The sequence below is a fragment of the Clostridium culturomicium genome (assembly GCF_000821305.1).
In the GTDB taxonomy this organism is placed as follows: domain Bacteria; phylum Bacillota; class Clostridia; order Clostridiales; family Clostridiaceae; genus Clostridium_J; species Clostridium_J culturomicium.
In genome coordinates this window covers 25,573-43,122 of sequence record NZ_CCXK01000017.1, presented here as the reverse complement: position 1 = coordinate 43,122, position 17,550 = coordinate 25,573, and the positions used below count along the sequence as shown (strand labels likewise).

15 protein-coding genes are annotated in these 17,550 nt (G+C 33.7%); 4 read left to right on the top strand and 11 right to left on the bottom strand.

The genetic code is table 11. From position 1 onward, the window contains the following. Positions 1–111 precede the first annotated feature (111 nt). Positions 112–672: a TetR/AcrR family transcriptional regulator gene (locus BN1075_RS12795; RefSeq protein WP_040193619.1), complete on the top strand. Its 561-nt coding sequence runs from the start codon at positions 112–114 to the stop codon at positions 670–672. Positions 673–738: 66 nt separating this feature from the next. Here BN1075_RS12795 and BN1075_RS12790 read toward each other — a convergent pair whose 3' ends face one another. After that, positions 739–2,466, bottom strand: a complete 1,728-nt coding sequence (locus tag BN1075_RS12790) for an adenine deaminase C-terminal domain-containing protein (RefSeq protein ID WP_040193618.1) — start codon at positions 2,464–2,466, stop codon at positions 739–741. Between the two features lie 11 nt (positions 2,467–2,477). Continuing rightward, complete coding sequence (locus BN1075_RS12785; protein WP_040193617.1) at positions 2,478–3,785, bottom strand: NCS2 family permease; 1,308 nt, start codon at positions 3,783–3,785, stop codon at positions 2,478–2,480. Positions 3,786–4,189: 404 nt separating this feature from the next. Between BN1075_RS12785 and BN1075_RS12780 the strand changes: the two genes are divergently transcribed. Together BN1075_RS12780 and BN1075_RS12775 are read left to right on the top strand one after the other, a co-directional pair. Then, on the top strand, positions 4,190–5,107 hold the full coding sequence (locus BN1075_RS12780) for a LysR family transcriptional regulator (protein WP_040193616.1): 918 nt from the start codon (positions 4,190–4,192) through the stop codon (positions 5,105–5,107). A gap of 236 nt (positions 5,108–5,343) precedes the next feature. Next, positions 5,344–5,571: a hypothetical protein gene (locus BN1075_RS12775; protein ID WP_040193613.1), complete on the top strand. Its 228-nt coding sequence runs from the start codon at positions 5,344–5,346 to the stop codon at positions 5,569–5,571. An 80-nt stretch (positions 5,572–5,651) separates the two neighbouring features. Here BN1075_RS12775 and BN1075_RS12770 read toward each other — a convergent pair whose 3' ends face one another. The 7 genes from BN1075_RS12770 to BN1075_RS12740 form a co-directional block, all read right to left on the bottom strand. Then, positions 5,652–6,542 carry a DMT family transporter gene (locus BN1075_RS12770; RefSeq protein WP_040193611.1) on the bottom strand — a complete coding sequence of 297 codons (891 nt, stop codon included), beginning with the start codon at positions 6,540–6,542 and terminating at the stop codon, positions 5,652–5,654. Between the two features lie 172 nt (positions 6,543–6,714). After that, the gene (locus BN1075_RS12765; protein WP_040193610.1) at positions 6,715–7,092 is read right to left on the bottom strand and encodes a thioesterase family protein; all 378 of its coding nucleotides are present in this window, start codon (positions 7,090–7,092) and stop codon (positions 6,715–6,717) included. Between the two features lie 297 nt (positions 7,093–7,389). Next, entirely contained in the window at positions 7,390–8,643 is a 1,254-nt protein-coding gene (locus BN1075_RS12760) for a chloride channel protein (protein WP_040193609.1), read from the bottom strand. A gap of 383 nt (positions 8,644–9,026) precedes the next feature. Further along, the gene (locus BN1075_RS12755; protein WP_040193608.1) at positions 9,027–9,257 is read right to left on the bottom strand and encodes a hypothetical protein; all 231 of its coding nucleotides are present in this window, start codon (positions 9,255–9,257) and stop codon (positions 9,027–9,029) included. Positions 9,258–9,371: 114 nt separating this feature from the next. Then, positions 9,372–10,970, bottom strand: coding sequence for an amidohydrolase (locus tag BN1075_RS12750; protein ID WP_040193607.1), 1,599 nt, complete (start codon positions 10,968–10,970; stop codon positions 9,372–9,374). A 340-nt stretch (positions 10,971–11,310) separates the two neighbouring features. Then, the gene (locus tag BN1075_RS12745) at positions 11,311–12,165 is read right to left on the bottom strand and encodes a creatininase family protein (protein ID WP_404988864.1); all 855 of its coding nucleotides are present in this window, start codon (positions 12,163–12,165) and stop codon (positions 11,311–11,313) included. 65 nt (positions 12,166–12,230) lie between these two features. Beyond that, the gene (locus BN1075_RS12740) at positions 12,231–13,577 is read right to left on the bottom strand and encodes an MFS transporter (protein WP_040193606.1); all 1,347 of its coding nucleotides are present in this window, start codon (positions 13,575–13,577) and stop codon (positions 12,231–12,233) included. Between the two features lie 177 nt (positions 13,578–13,754). On the opposite strand from BN1075_RS12740, the gene BN1075_RS12735 reads away from it, so the two are divergent. Beyond that, complete coding sequence (locus tag BN1075_RS12735; protein WP_040193605.1) at positions 13,755–14,735, top strand: AraC family transcriptional regulator; 981 nt, start codon at positions 13,755–13,757, stop codon at positions 14,733–14,735. Between the two features lie 168 nt (positions 14,736–14,903). Here BN1075_RS12735 and iadA read toward each other — a convergent pair whose 3' ends face one another. After that, positions 14,904–16,046: a beta-aspartyl-peptidase gene (iadA, locus tag BN1075_RS12730; protein ID WP_040193604.1), complete on the bottom strand. Its 1,143-nt coding sequence runs from the start codon at positions 16,044–16,046 to the stop codon at positions 14,904–14,906. Positions 16,047–16,253: 207 nt separating this feature from the next. Next, entirely contained in the window at positions 16,254–17,228 is a 975-nt protein-coding gene (locus BN1075_RS12725; RefSeq protein WP_040193603.1) for an aminopeptidase, read from the bottom strand. Between the last annotated feature and the right edge of the window lie 322 nt (positions 17,229–17,550).

Here is a 17,550-nt window from a genome sequence, read left to right as displayed (position 1 = left end):
AATTATTTACTAAATTATATTCTAAAAAAATAATTTAATTCATATATAGTAATAATTTCACAAAACAAAATTTCAGTAGAAGCGGAAACAAACACCTAAGGAGGATTATCTATGGCTGCAACCCTTAATTCCAATGTAAAAGAAAAAATTTTAAACAATACCCTGGACCTTTTAAAGACAACCTCCTTTGAGGATATAAGCCTTGCCAAAATTGCTGCTGTCTCAAAGATAAGTAAAGGAACCCTCTATTACTACTACAACAATAAGGAAGATATCCTCTTTGATATCATTGATTTATATCTCTCTAACCTTGCCGAAGATCTTATAGTGTGGGTGGAAAACAAGGATAAGGACACCAGTATCCACAGACTTTTTAAATATGTACTAGAACGCAGTACTGAAGATACCTGTGGCAACCTTAGACTCTATCTTATCGGTACCTGCGTATCTAAAAATTCCAACCTTCGTGAAAAATATATAGAGCGATATATTTACTTTAAAAATACCCTAAAGGATAAAATTATAGAAAGACTTCCTAAGTCTGACGGTGAATATTTAGCCTGGCTACTGCTCACTGTCATGGATGGCATCCTAATTCAAAGGCAGCTTAACAACCCTGAATTTGATTCTAATGATTTTATCTGTAAAACTGTTTCTTTAATGACAAAATAAAAAGAGTAGATAGATTTGTGTGTTAACAAATCTATCTACTCTTCACATTCCTTACTCTCTTTTTAATTATTCTACCACCAAGGATACTATTGTACCTGACACCACATCCACAAGTCCTTTGTCTGTAAGCTTCAACTTTGGACTAACAGGAAGAGTTATAGTAGAAAGTGACATTATGGGGTTATAATGCTTATACCCTTGTTTTATTAATGCATTTCTAACCATTTTCAGATCCCTGCTGATATTTTCGATTGGCTTATCTGAAAGTATTCCTCCCACATTAAGCTGTAATGCGCCTTTTATTTCTAAGTTTTCAACAACTACCATACCACCCTGCATGATATCTATGCTGTGTAAAGCAATTGACATATCTTTAATATTTGCTCCAATAACTAACACATTATGGCTGTCGTGCGCATATGAAGTGGCTGCTGCTCCAGTCTTTATCACATCTCCGCATACAAAACCATAACCAACACCTTTATTTTTACCATATCTCTCAACAACTACAGCTAGTCTACACTCAGAGTTTTCCCAATCCATATAACCATTTTCTACTTTTAACTTTATATGTTTTTCCTCTGTTTTTGTACTTCCATCCTTTATTTCCATTGCTCTGACAGTAACATAACCATAATTTATGTTAGCTTTAACCTTAAAAGCTTCTTCTGTTAGTTCAGGCATATTAATGCTTTTATAGTACTCCCCCGGAAACCTATAGCTTTCATTTTCATTTAGATTTGACTTAAAGTTTTTATGAAAAATACACTTTCCAGCCTTATAAGTTGCATAAACTTTAAGGTTATTCAAGTCTTCAAGCAATACAAAATCTGCCAATTTACCTGGAGCTATAGCACCTCTATCTAAAAGATTCATCCTTCTAGCATTAGTGAATGTTGAATTATATATTACATCCTCAACTCTCATTCCAAGATTTATTGCTTTTCTCATAACTCCATCTAGCTGTCCTTGTTCTAATAAAGTATCTGCCATAACATCATCTGTTACGAAACCAAAATGTTCATATAGATTATTTTCATGGATATACTCCAAAATCTCTTTTTTTAACATCTTCTCTTGAATCTCTATAAACATTCCATTTTCAAATCTTTCTTTTATTTCTTCAAAGCTATGCTCTGTATGATCTGCATTGATTCCAAGATATAAAAACTTTGATAAATCTAATCCCATGAGACTTGGACAATGTCCCTCTATAGGAAAATTTTTGTCTTCTTCTCTTAACTTGGTTAAAAACTTAGTTATCTCTAAATCATTTTCCTGTATTATCTGTCTATAGTTCATAACCTCGCCAACGCAGATTACTTTTTCCAGCTTTTTCAGCTCTTCCATGGTGCTAAAGTCAATAATTCCACCTGTAGTTTCTAAAACATCACTAGTGGAGGGTACACAGCTTGGAATTCCTATAAAAATATCAATATCACAGTTTTCTCCTGCTTCAATCATATCTGTGATTCCCTTGTATCCCATAACATTTGCCATTTCATGAGGCTCTGCAACAAGTGTTGTTATACCACATTTTGCAACATGATTACAAAATGTTTCTGGCACCATCATTGAACTTTCAATATGCATATGGATATCAATAAGCCCCGGAATCATATATTTCCCAGTACCATCAACACTAGTTTCAGAAGTTAATTCTGCTTCTTTATTCTTATCTATATGAAGAATTTTCCCATTTAAAATGCTTACATCAGCTAATTGAAAGGACTTTAAATAACTATTATATACATTTATATTTTTAATAATTAAATCAACTTTATTATCTCTCATAATTTTGCCACCTATACTATAATGCTCCAGAAGTAAAGTAAGCAGATTCCTACTACTACATATAGCACTGGTGAAACTTCCTTTCTTTTACCTGAAACTAGTTTCATAATTAAATAAACAGGTAAAGCGATGCAAATTCCGTTTGCAATGTTATTTGCAAAAATTGTGAAGGTTACACATATGAATGCTGGAATAGCCTCAGTCACATCATCATAATCAATATTTTTCATTGAACTAAGCATTGAAACACCAATGTAAATCATTGCTGAAGCTGTTGCCGCACTTGGAATCATTAATGCAATAGGTGCGAAGAATAAAGCTAGAGCAAAGGCTATACTTGTAGAAATTACAGTTAGTCCAGTTCTTCCTCCAGATTCAACTCCTACTGACGACTCTAAATAAGTAGTCATACATGGCATACAAAATAATCCTCCAAAAGCTGTAGCAAGTGCATCAACCTTAAAGCATCTATCTATATCCGGTAAATTTCCTTCTTCATCGAGGAATCCAGCCTTAGCACCTACCCCTAAAACCGTTCCAAAAGTAGAGAAAAAGTCTGGAACAAATAGTGCTATAAGAAATGGAATATAGGCAAAGTTCAAGGCACCTTTAATATCTATATTCATAAATAGTTCCCCAACTCCAGATGGCATTGCCATAAAAGAATTTGGAACAGTAGTAACCCCTAATGGAATACCAATAATTGTAGTAATTAAAATAGCTATAATCATATCTCCATGAATCTTTTTAGCCTTACAAATTAATATAATAATAAATCCTATAACTGCTAATATAACTTGAGGAGAGGTTAAATTTCCAAATCCTAAGGTATTTTTAGCTTCATTTGCTATAATAAGTCCACAACTTTTAGCTCCGATTAAAGCAATAAAAAGTCCTATTCCTGCACTAACAGCGAACTTCAAGCTCTTAGGAATAACCTTTATTACAGCCTCTCTGAAGCCTAAAAAGGAAACTAATATAAAAAGTACTCCACTCAAAATAATAATTCCTGCAGCAATATCCATGGGAATTCCATCATTAGCAACCATACCTGCAACAATACTGACACTTCCAAGTCCCGGTGCAAGTGCAAAAGGACGATTTGTATACAGTGCCATGGCCACAGTTGTGATAATTATAAGTATAATCATAGCGGTAAGAACGGCACTCCTGTCAAAGCCTGCATTCCCCAAAATATTAGGAACTGTTGCTAATACATATGCCATTGTTAGGAAGGTCGTAATTCCAGCAATCAACTCTGTTTTAATCGACGTGTTAAATTCCGATAATTTAAATTTAGTCTCCAAAAATCTTTTCATATTTCCCCCTTAAGTATTACATTCATTTTCCTTAATTTTATAATTATTTCAACTATAAATCCAATGCATAAAAAGTATATTTATTATAGCTTTATGCTATAATAAAGAAGAAAACTCAAATTTTACTTTATATTTTCAGAAATAAGTTCGTGTTCAATAGGTCATAACTCGCTATTTCCAATGCAAATTTGTCACTATGCTAATGAGTAAGTTCGTGTGATGAAAGCATAGGTTACTACTCATAAAAAAAGAACCTCTTTCTCACATGCGTTCGAAGGAGTAAGTTCGTGTTGACCAAATCATAGATTACTATTTTAAAAGGAAACTCCTTCTCACATACGTTCGAAGGAGTAAGTTCGTGTGACCAAATCATAGATTTGGACACTCACTTAAGGAGAATGTTTATGGAATTAAAAGAAGCAAGATACATCTTAAGCATATATAAAAATAAAAGCATAACAAAAGCAGCGGAGGAACTTTATATCTCTCAGCCATCTTTAAGCCGATATTTACAAAACATGGAGTCAAGACTTGGAAATGCACTGTTCAGCAGAATTGGGAATGAATATATCCATACCTATTTCGGTAAAAGATACCTTGATTATGCAAGTAAAATAATTCTACTTGGAGATGAATGGGAAAGAGAATACTGTGAACTAGTAGACAACAATAAAGGTGTGCTTAACATCGCTATACCTCTGACTAGAAGCTCCTGTATTCTTCCTAAGATTCTTCATAAGTTTTATGAGAAATATCCTAACGTGAAAATTAATTTAAAGGAGGAAAGTCACTCTATCTCTAAGGAGAGCTTTATTTCAAACGATATTGACTTTGCAATATATAATACAAAGGATATCTCCTCCTCTTTAGACTATATCTCTCTTGGTTCAGAGCCTTTTGTCCTAGTAACACCTAAAAATCATTATTTAAATGAAAATGGATATAAAATACCAAATGAAAATTTACCTTTTATAGATTTAGGTCTATTTAAGGATGAAAACTTCATTCTTCATTATCCTGATCAAAACTCTGGAATTATAGCAGCTGAACTTCTAAAAAAATATAATATAACTCCTAAAACCATCCTTAACACTAGAAGTCCTGAAGTAGCTATTTCCATGGTGTCACTAGGAACCGGCTTATGTTTTGCACCTCAAAGCTATGTAAGAAAGTCTATAAAAGATATTGATGTTTCCTGCTTCATCATAGGAGAACCTCTCATTAAAGTTGAACTTAAAGCTATATATAGGAAGGGTGAATATCTCCCTAATTATGCAAAATACTTTATAACTCTTGTAAAAGAGTTTATGGATGAATATTAAACAAGTCGTTTGATATTCATCTAATTTTTCTATTATCTTTATTGAATTTAATCAAAATTTTAAGAAACAAAAACATTTATGCCACCTAGCTAAAATAATTTCCTTTCATTTTAGCTTAATTAATGTATAATTAGTAATAAAGCTTCTTCACATTTCATTCGAAGAGGAATACTAATATATAAACCACATGTTTGTATATTAATTTATCAATACTTTATAATAAAGGAGTGACTTTAATGTCTAAAAACAAAATCTATACTACAACACAAAAAAACAAGAAAAATAATAAAACTCTACAAGGTGGATACGTTTCTTCTTTAACAGGAATTTCTCAAACTGAAAGAAATGCACTTTCCAAGGAAACTTTTAGAGGTACTGGTGCTCATGAAAATAAAAAAAGAAAAGAACTATTAAAAAGAAACCGCAAATACACCAACAATTATGATGGGTATTATGCGGTTTAATTTTTTATACAATAAAACATGTAAATACAATAACTATATTGCTCTATGAAATTTGATAAACTTTATAACTTTTTTAATAGCTACACCTCACTGCAAGTAACACTTTCTGCCACGTCCCTTTGCCTTGCACGGCGGCTATATTGCCAAATTCCTGCAATAACAATAATTCCTCCAAGAGCTACATAAATGCCAGGTACTTCCCCAAAACAGATTAAACCTAGAATTGATGCAAATACAGGCTCTAATAATTTTATGGTTGAAATAAAGGATGACGGTAGATATTTAAGTCCCCAGCTGAATATACTATGTCCCATTAATGTACAAAACACAGCCATCCCTAAGGCACTAATCCAATTGATACTGTCATATCCCATGAGCGGAATCCCCTTCATTATACTAATCATTAACATAGTTACAGCACTTGACGTATACACTAGAAAAGTATATACCGTAGTAGATATCTTTTTTCTACAGACTGCACCTATCATAGTGTAAACCGCCATGAAAAACGCCCCTGAAAATGCAAGGATATCACCTTTTATCACATCACTTCCAATTCCTGCATCAGCCATTGCAATTATTACACTTCCAGCAAAGGTCAATAAAATTCCACCCCAGGCACCTTTTGATATTCTTTCTTTTAACAAAAGAATCGACCCAAAAGCAACAAAGAATACTTCTGTATCCACCAAAACAACTGCTGAGGCAATGCTAGTAAAGGATAGTGAAGTGAAATATGCAGTAAAATGTAAGCCTAAGAATACTCCGCTAACCATACAAAGTAAAACATCTCTTAAGCTTAATTCAAATAACTCTTTCCTACTTTTAATAAATACATAGGGAGATAGCAATAATGAAGCTATGCAAACCCTGTACAGCACCAAAATTATTGAAGGTGCTGTTGAAATCCTCACAAAAATAGCTGACAAAGACACCCCAATTACCCCTAGTAAAACAATTAACTTTTTCATGCTCTCCTCCTTAAATGATTAACTTTGATAATTATAAACTTATTTTACATTAGTTTCAATATTTCCTTAATCTATAAGACTTTAGTTGAAAATTATAAATAAAAATCCCCTGCTTAATGGGATAAATAAAAGCAAGTAGATTAATATGTACAAATCTACTTGCTTGTCATTATTACTTGTTTAAAGTTCTTTCCATAAACTTCTTATTATCTATTATAAATCTCTCATGGATTCCTTCTCCAATTAATCCTGCTTCATCAAATGCCTTTACTTCAAATACAAGGCGTTTTCTATCCACCTCTATAAGCTTTGATTCACAGGTTACAGCTTTTCCCACAGCTGTTGCTGAAAGATGTTTAATGTTTAAGGAAGTTCCAACGGTTCCTTGACCCTCTTCTAAAAACTCTTCAACACTTTTGCTTGCTGTATTCTCCATAAGTGCAATCATACTTGGAGTTGCGTACACTGGAAGAAGTCCACTTCCAATTACCTCTGCTGTTAATTCCTTAGTTACAACTATCTCTTGTTTTCCTGCTATTCCTATTTCCATATTCTTATCATTCCTTACCCTTTAATATGTTTTACCTGTTTCCTTAAAACAGCTATTTTCCTATCCAAATTATATCACTTTCACCATGTACATCCAACAGTTCCACATTGGACATATTGAATATTATGTAGAAACTTTTATTAAGGAAACTCCTTTTCATTTCATTCAAAGGAGTGCTCGAAGAGTAAGTTCGAGTGACTAAATCAAAGATTTAGACTCTCACTTAAGTTCATGTTAGCCAAATCATAGATTTGGACATTCACTTATAGTTAACTTTTCACTGATATTTTTAAAAGACTAACTAACTTTTGCCTCTTCTTGACGGTTTATGTTTTTTGCAATAACCTTTGAGTGAAGGATTTTCTGTGATTTATAGAGGCTTGAGTATCCAGATAACATATAGCTTACTCCTACCACTAATAGAAAACATGGCACTCCCACATATCCGAAGAACTCCATACTAAGTAATAAGGATGCCAAGGGACAGTTTGTTATTCCACAGAATAACCCCATCATACCTAGCGCAGCCCATAATGATGGATTCATCCCCATAAATCTTCCAACACAACATCCTAGAATTGCACCAATAAATAAAGCAGGAATAATTTCTCCACCTTTATAACCAACCCCCAGAATAATAGAGGTTAAGAGGACCTTTAATAATAAATCTATCATAGTAGCCTGTCCATTAAGAGCCTTTTCAATCACTCGCATCCCAGAGCCCATGTAATCTTGATTCTGCAATAGTATTGTAAGAAGAACCACAATAGTTCCTCCCGCAAAAATTCCAATATACTTATTCCTACAATACTTTCCAAATAAAAATCTAGCTTTATGCATCGTTCCACAGAAGAGCATACTAGCTATGGCACAAATTATGCCTAGAATAATTATATTAAACATAACTATATAATCAATAGATGGCATTTGGATTATCGGGAAATTATAAAATTCTGCTCCTATGGCCCTGGAAATTCCAAATCCGATTAACGCTGATATGGAACATGGCAGCAATGCAGCATAATACATTATCCCAACACTGGCGATTTCCATAGAAAATATCGCAGCGGTAATTGGTGTTCCTAAAAGAGCAGCAAAGGCCGCACTCATACCGCACATGGTAGCAATTGCTTTATTCTTCTCATTAACACAAAAGGCATTTCCAACTTTATTTCCTATACTGCCGCCAATTTGAAGGGAAGTTCCCTCCTTACCGCAACCACCTGTGAAAAGATGTGTTATGATGGTATACAAATAATATACTGGAGTCATCCTAAGCTGCAACTGCTCGTTATTGTGAATAGCTTCTATAACCAAATTTGTTCCCTGACCAGCATCCTTTGTAACCTTTCCAAGGTAAACAATTGCTAGACCACCTATGGGTAAGCCTAATATTACTGCAGGATATAAATCCCTAAACTCACTAATTACCTTTAATGACAGGTTAAATAGTGCCCCAACACTTCCAGCTAAAATACCAATAATCACCGATATAATAATCCATCTAATAAAAAATTTTGATTCCGCTAAAAAGACTTTATAACTCTTCATGCTCTGCCCTTCCTTCAATTATATGTAAACACTTCAATATAAAGTTTAAAACTTCACGTATATATTGTATCACATATGCATTGTATACAAAAGGAAACGATTAAATACAATTAAACCACTAGCGATAACTGTATACTTATTATAATTTCTTCTCCATTATCTCTTCCATAAATTTATCAACATCAAAATCCTTATCTAATATTTTATATGTTATTTTTTTGAGTTTTCATGAGGATGATAAGTTACGGTATATCCATCCTTTGTTTCACCAATTACTATGCTATACATTATACCTGTGTAAGTAACCCGTTCCTCCATATGATAGGTTCCATAAAAATCTATAACATAATCCCTGCCTCTATCCCCTTTAATTCTTCTTAATTTTAAACCATCAATTTTTTTAATGACGTCTTCAATATTTTTTCACCTTCAATTTGAAAAAATTCCTCCTCGTCAACATCTTTGTAATTATATATGCTTATGCGTTCATACACATAATCAATGTCTTTACTAGAAATTACATTACGAGTGGTTACTAAATAGGGTATATCCCTCCAAATGATGAAGCTAATACTTACTACAATAATTATTCCCCAAATAATTTTCTTTTTCATACTTTCACTCCCTAATCTCATTTGTTATATTTTAATATATTTTCCATTAACAAAGGAACCACATGTTCCATAGCATTACTACATAGTACCATGTGGTTCCTTTGTTAACCCCTATTATTTCTCATATACAATATTTCCATTTAATACTGTCATTTCAACTGATGTATTTATTATATCCTCATTGTTTATTTCATAAATATTTTTATCCAGCACCACCATATCAGCATATTTCCCAATTTCTAAAGAACCCTTTTCCTGCTCTTCAAAAGAAGCATAAGCTGAATCAATTGTAAAAAGTCTTACTGCTTCATCCACAGAAAGCTTTTCCTTAGGCTGCCATCCCCCCACAGGCTGAGATTTCAAGTTTTGGCTGTTTACTGCACAGTGGATGTTTTTTAACACTTCAAAGGAAGCAACCGGTGCATCAGAACCTCCTGCAGTATGTATGCCCATATCTCTCATAGTTTTCCAGGCATATACGGCTTCCATTCTCTCCTTACCAACACGCTGTTCCGCAACTTTCATATCATCATCAATGAAGATTGGCTGAATTAAAGCAAGCACGTTGCCTTCCTTCATTCTTCTCAATAATTCCTTATTAGTGAACTGAGCGTGTACAACTCCATTTCTTCTATCCTTAACAGAGTACTTTTTATCCATAACTTCGTAAGCATCAATAATCATTTCAATGGCTTTATCACCAATTCCGTGAATTGCCAGCTGGAATCCATTTTCATAAGCTCTGTCCACTATCCCTAAAAGCTCCTCATAACCAAAGTTTAGTAAACCTTTAGTAGTTGGATCATCAGCATAAGGTTCCTTCATGGCAGCAGTACGTCCCCCTAAAGAACCATCAAGAATAAGCTTAAGTGGTCCTATTTTAACCATAGGACTTCCATCCCCTGTTTTATACCCTCTATTAAAGAAGTCCTTCAGATTCTCCTTATCCAGGAACATACACTGTTCATAGATTCTTACATTAAGTCTGCCTTCAGCTTCCAACTCCTGAAATATTCTTAATACCTCTTGCCATCTATTGGCCTGAAGTCCAAGGAAATCAGCACTATGAATAGTAGTTATTCCACATTTATTTAAATCCTTAACCCCCTTAACCACATACTCCTTTGCAGCTTCTATAGAAATTTCACTCATTATTTTACTTGGTAGCATGCAGGCTGATTCATAAAGAATTCCCGCTTCCTTATCAATGTAGCTTTCAATTTCCTTAGCTTCTGGCATACTTAGAACTTTTTTAAGACCAAGACTGTTTACTGCCGCTGTATGTTCACAAACACGTGAGTAAAACACTGGATAATCAGTGGATATCTTATCTAAATCTGCCTTTGTTAAAAGACGTTTTTCTTGTTCAAAATTATTCTGATTCCATCCATTTCCTAGTAACCATCCCCTTGAAGGTACGTTGCTTTCAGCAAAGTTTTTTCCCTTTTCTATTATAGCTTCCACTGATGTACAATCCCTAAGGTCCACGTTATCTTTAAGAATTGAGTAATAAAGCATGTGAAGATGAGTATCCATAAACCCTGGTAAAACTAACCTTCCCCTTAGGTCTATTTTTTCCTTTGCTGATATTTGGGAAGCTTCCTCATTAGTTCCCAGAAACTCAATTATTCCATCCTTTATACCAACAGCTTCATAAACATTATCCTTGTCATCTATGGATTTAATGACACCATTAAATAAAATTTTATCCATTTTCCCAACTCCTTCATATACTCTCTTTATCAATTCATATTACTCTTGTTACCCCTTACAAGAATTCCTTAAATTTATCCTCAAATTTATTATTTATTCTTATTATTTTCAACGGTTTAAATTCAATTTTAATTATTCTCTTCTATCATATCATATTTAGAATAATTCAAGGATAGACAGCATTATTACAGACTTTCTACTAGCTGAAACAAGTAAAAACTTTATAATGCAAAAAGACACAGAAAATATTAATTATTTTCTGTGCCTTAACTCTAAAATTTCACACCCGGCAAATCTAGTTTTCACCTGTAAATTTATGCCCCGGGAGATCCATCTTTTCTTACTTTTGATTGTAAGGATTTCTGCTATAAGCTGCTGGTGTCCAAGGACGTTTTGTAGCTAAGTCATTAGCAAAACCTTCTATATTTTTTAGCTGTTCTACCACATGTGGCATATTCATTCTATCAACAATTGCATTGATTAAAGCTTCACCATCATCAGCCATTTTTTGACGTACTTCTTCTGTTGGTACATCTGGAGTAGACATGTGATCTCTTGGATCCCCAAAGTTATAACCAACACTTCCGCTTTGATATGCTAATCCAAACACATCATTGAAGTTCTCAACTGTTTGTTTATCAGTGTGCTGATGACCAGTTACTAGTGGTACATCCTTTAATCTATCCATTACTTGATAAGCACCTACCGTTATATCGTGGAAGCTGTCTAAAGACTTAAATAAATCTTTTGCATTTTGGAACATCTGCATTGTAGAATCCAGATATAATATTGGCACCCCAGTTTCATCAAAGAAATCTCTTATCATAGGGCTTATTGTCATATGAGCTGGTCCGTGGAAGCTTACATATATCTGACGCTTAAATCCTTGTCTTAATAAGCTGTGAGCAATAGCACTTAGATAATCAATTCCTTGTCTAATGCTGCATTGAACAGTTCCTCTTGCACTTGCTGTAGCTCCTGCATAAAAGTATGGAAGCCCAGTTAATATTAATCCATCACAAGCTTCTGCCATACGAAGAGCAAACGCCTCGCTTATAACAGTTTCACTATCTAATGGAAAACCTCCATGAGTTTCTACTGTCCCAACTGGAACTATGATTATATCATTGCGGTCTAAATACTCTTCCACTTCATTGTTTAACATTTTAGGAAGAATTCTTGTTCTCATTTCCATTATAAATACTCCTCTCAAAACTATATAAATAATTCTATAATAATTAAAATTTTATTTCTATAAAATTAAGCTGATTTAGCCATTTCATCTTCTTCTGTTTCTTTTAAGTTATATACAAGACCAAGACCAATTATAATTAGAACTGTTGTAACAACTGGAATTGCTGTATATAAAATACGAATACGTCCTGCTACTTCTGCAGTTTGAGTTGTTAATGCAGAATTATATCCAATCCATCCTAAGGCATAGCTGGCTACCGTTGAAGCTATTGTACTTCCAAGCTTTCTTGCAAAAGTGAATAAAGAGTACACACTTCCGTCAGCACGCTCACCTGTAATTTTTTGCTGATAATCTAAACAATCTGTAACAAGTGCCCAAACAAGCATTGAGAATATTGAGTTACCAAAAGTTGCAACTATATTTAAAGCAAAGAATACCCATGGGTTGGCAATTGGTATAAATACTAAAATTAATGATACTCCAAAACCTACTATTGATGGAATTAAAATAGTCTTTTTCTTTCCAAAACGTTTAACCAAACCTGGAATAACAGGGAATAGTAATAACATTATAGGCATTGATAATAAAGTTATGTATGTTACCATTTGTGGTGCTTGATAATATTCCTTCCAGAAATATGAACCAAATTGACTGCTTCCTGTAATTGCAATTAAAGAACCTATTGTTGCAATCATTGCACCGATTAATGGACGATTTTTTATAGCTCCCTTAAGAACACGCTTATAGCTATAACCTTCTTTAGATGGTTCATATTTAACTCTTTCAGTAGTTCCTGAAAGTAAGCCTGTATAAGCTGCAAGAGAACCTATACCAAAAATAACTGCAATTATAAGGAATGCAGAAGGAACTGGACTTTGTGTACCATCAGCATTTACCTGCCAAATGAATTGTGGAACTAAAGCTAAAGCAATACCAACTATCATACCACCCACACTACGAGCACGAGATAATTTTGTACGTTCTACTGGATCAGAAGTAACTACTGATGCTAAGCTACCATATGGCATACTTGTCCCTGTATAGCACATTCCATACATAATATAAGCAAATGATACCCATACATGTCTCCACATACTGCTAAGTCCAGATACATTAGTAAAGCAGAATATTCCACTTAAAGCAAGAGGTACCATAAAGATTTTAATATAAGGCTTAAATCTGTCTCCGCTTTTTCCTATTTTAAAACGGTCAGGTAAAGAACCAATTAGTGGGTCATTAATGGCATCCCAAAGTCTAGATACTAAGAATAACGTTCCCATAAAATATGGGCTGATTCCTAAAACATATGTACAGAAAACCATAAAGTAAGCGTCTACATAAAGGTTTACAAATGATCCGCCTGTATCTCCTAAGGCATAAGCAAATTGATCTTTTGCTCCAAATTTTTTCATAATATCATTCCCCTTTTTATTATTTAATATATTACATATCTTAGTACACTTTTTGCAATATATTAATTGCTAATCTAACAATAAACATTGCAATTCTCGCAAACTATTCTGAATATTGAAAAATGTATTAAAATATATTATATTAAAGTCAAACATAATAAGAAAGTTGGGAAACACTTGGACGATAAAATAAAATACTTAACTCAATTAGATTACGCTCAAAAGAATAAATCTAATTATTATATGGAAGTTCTGTCTTCACAATTGATTGAGTTGTTAGAAAAAGATATCTCTCTACAGGATATGTTTCAACAGCTCCATTTACAAAATGAAAAGATTATAATGAACTTAAGCATTGATTTAACTGCTGATGCAGTGCCCTTACACAGTCACAGTTTTTATGAAATTATTTTTGTTTTAGATGGAAAAGTAGATTATCTCATTGGAAGTCGTTCTTATGTGTTACAAGGCGGGGACGTGGTAATTATCCCTCCTGACATTCCACATCAACCCTTAATATCTGAATCTCTAAGTAACCCCTATAAACGTTATTCCTTATGGATAGATACCTCATACCTGGAGGATGTTTTAAAAAAATATCCCGATGCTGGACTAGCTCTTCAGGAAAGCAATGCTAATCAAAAATATTTAATACGCACCCATGAACATATCAGCCGTAACCTTCGAACTCACTTTGAAGCTATCTATCATGAAAGCTGTGAATTAAGACCTGGCTGGAAGCTCTGCATCGCTACTGAAACTCTGAATTTAGTCGTACAAATGGGGCGAATTTATCACAATAATGAAGCCCTAGAACATATAGGTACTAACGATTCTATGATGGACAATATTTTTGCCTATATCAATACTCATCTAAGTGAAAAAATCACCCTGGACAGTGTGGCAAATTATTTTCACATAAGTAAATCTAAGATTTCTCATATGTTTCAACAACAAATAGGAATATCATTTTACCAATATATTATTCAAATTAGATTGCTCTCTGCCAAAACAGCAATCACTCAAGGCCTTTCCTTAACAGAAGCCTGTCACCGCTATGGTTTTTCAGAGTATTCCTCCTTCTATCGCCTCTTTAAGAAAGAATATGGAATCTCACCCAAAGAATATTTTTCATTACAGCAGCAATTAAAAAGATAACCCTAGAATCAAAATCTAGAGTTATCTTTCTCTTTATCTTTATGCTAAATCTTAAAATCAAATGATATATTTAAAGATTTAACTTTGCATTAATTTAAAAATTAAACTTATCATTTATTTAAAGATACAACTTTTCATCTATTTAAAGATTCAGCCTTTCATCACCTTTTACTCATAGGTTCCATACTTTTTTATAACTCCATTTTCCATTAGCACCTTGCCTCTTGCTATTACCGTATCTAGTTCCAAATCACTGTTTACTAACAATAAATCAGCATCACTGCCTTCTTCTACAGCTCCTTTTTTAGGATATAGTTCCAAAGCCTTTGCCACATTAGATGTAATAAAAGTTAAAGCTTCTTCAATAGATAAATATTTCTCCTGAACCATATCTTTAAACTCTTTATAGAGGCCATCCACTAAGGAATAACCCATTTTTAATAAGTTTCCTCTTTCATCATATTTAGACCAACTGCCATAACCATCTGAGCTGATTGTTATGTTTTCCATTGGAACATTTTCTTCCTTTGCCCTTGCTATTACTCTCCTTGGGTTAACAGTCTTGCTGCTACTGCAGGTTAAATCAATGATACCACCCATCTTTGCATATTCAAAAGCTTCCTTAAGAAGTTCTTCCTTTCTACACACATGGGTAGGCCTAATAACTTTTGCTGGAATATCAGTTTCTTCTACAACTCTTTTTATTAAGCTTAATCCCTGTTTTCCATGTCCCATATGAGCCACAACAATACCAGCCTTCCCAGAAACCATCCCTGCAACACGAGCTTCTGAAGCAAGTCTTGCCAACTCTTCAAAAGTAACCTGAGAACTTCTATGATCACTTAGCGCTACCTTTACCCCTATTATCTCATCAATGAAAACTATATCCTTTTCCACAGATCCTGTAAGTGTTACGGATGGTACTCCATAGGATCCAGTATGAGTATATACTGAAATTCCTTCCTCCTTTAAAGCCTTTGCTTTTGCCACAAGATTTTCTACACTTCTTGTAACCCCATCTGTACCTAGAAGCCCCACAACTGTAGTTACTCCGCCTTCAATAAACTTTGATAATGTTATCTCTGGAACTCTGGACTTAAAGCTGCCCTCTCCTCCACCTCCAGTAATATGAACATGTTGGTCAATAAAACCTGGAAGTAATTTTTTCCCACTACCATCTATAACTTTAACTCTTTCATGGTTTATTTCTATGTTATCGTCAATAATTTCAATGGTTTCTCCACACAATAGAATATCCTTTACTCCAAGAAACTTTGGACTATAAACTTCCACATTTTTTATAAGAATCATTCTCTGCCTCCTGCATAAGTAATTATAATATTTTCAATTCAGCATCCAAATCCTTCATTTGAATAATAAAAACTTGCTCATTTAGTCTACACCATAAGAATTACAATTTAATATTATTCGCCACTAATCTAGTTCATCCTTTTCATATTTAGGAACTCTTTCTTCAGAACTCTGCTGAACTGCTTCTTTATTCCAATGATTATCCCTCTAAATATTAAATTGAACCTTTCCCTTTTCCATCAATAACTCCCCATCAGCCACTATAGTTGCATCCTTCATTATTAGATCATAGTGACATGCTGCTTTTACATTTCCTCCAAGGGTTATACTAGTTCCAATTCCAATATGAACTGAGCCATAAACGCCCTCATCCTCCAGCATAAATCCAACAAATTTACAGCAAGGATTTAATCCAACTCCCATTTCAGCAATGTTATATACATTAGGATCCTTTCTTTCTTCTAAATCCTTCTTCAATATGTCAGCTTGTCTTCCACCTTTGATAGAAGTAATCATCCCTTCTTCTACTTTAAATGTCACCGGCTCTTCCAATACTCCAATGCCTAGATATGGAATACTTCCATCTGCGACAATAACTCCTGATGCAGTACCTTCAACTGGGGATACATTAGCTTCTATTGTAGGGACAGTTGAAAACTCACCCTTTTCAACCATGCAATATAAAGCGTTTCCTCTCCTGTTAAGGGAAGAAAATCTTAAGCTTGAACCATTATCTGTTGTTAATTCAACTTCCTTAGAATTCGCAATTCTCTTTGCCATCTCCTTACACAATGGTGCAATGGCTCTGAAGTCTGCTTCTATTCCACCCTTCATTAACATTTCCTCGGAAAACTGAGTTAATACAACCCCTCTAGCACCATTCTTTATTGCATCCTTTACAGCATGGGTATCTGTAATTGACTTTCCAACCACAGAAATAAATACATCACAGGATTTCATTGCCTCGGAAATACATAGGGGTGGCTCCTGACTGTCAATCTCTCTTGGTTTTATAACTGTTATAATTGGCTCTCCTCCAATTCGATATACCTCTGCTGCAATAGCTTCTGCAATGGACATCTTCGAATACTCTGTTACTATCAATACCGTTTCATTAGGTTTAACCCCAACACATACATTAACAATTTTACTTGCTCCTCTAGACATGAATATTTTCTTCACCTTATCTCCCCCAACAATAAATTTTCTACCTCTAATCACCTCTAACAATTATTTTACTAATTAATTATATTTTACCATAAAGCAAATATTTTACATGAATTTTTCATATTAACTCTTCATATAATTTCTCCTACAATCACATGATTTCTATCTAAAAATAAAAAAACTTTAAATAATGTTAGCATATTATTATTTCCTCCATATACAAATTTCAATTATAAAACCTGTTTATTTTATGATATATGCTTTCATAATAATGGTGTATATTTACACTAATTGAACTATCTACCTATTTGTGAAGTGTTATATCTTTTAACTATAA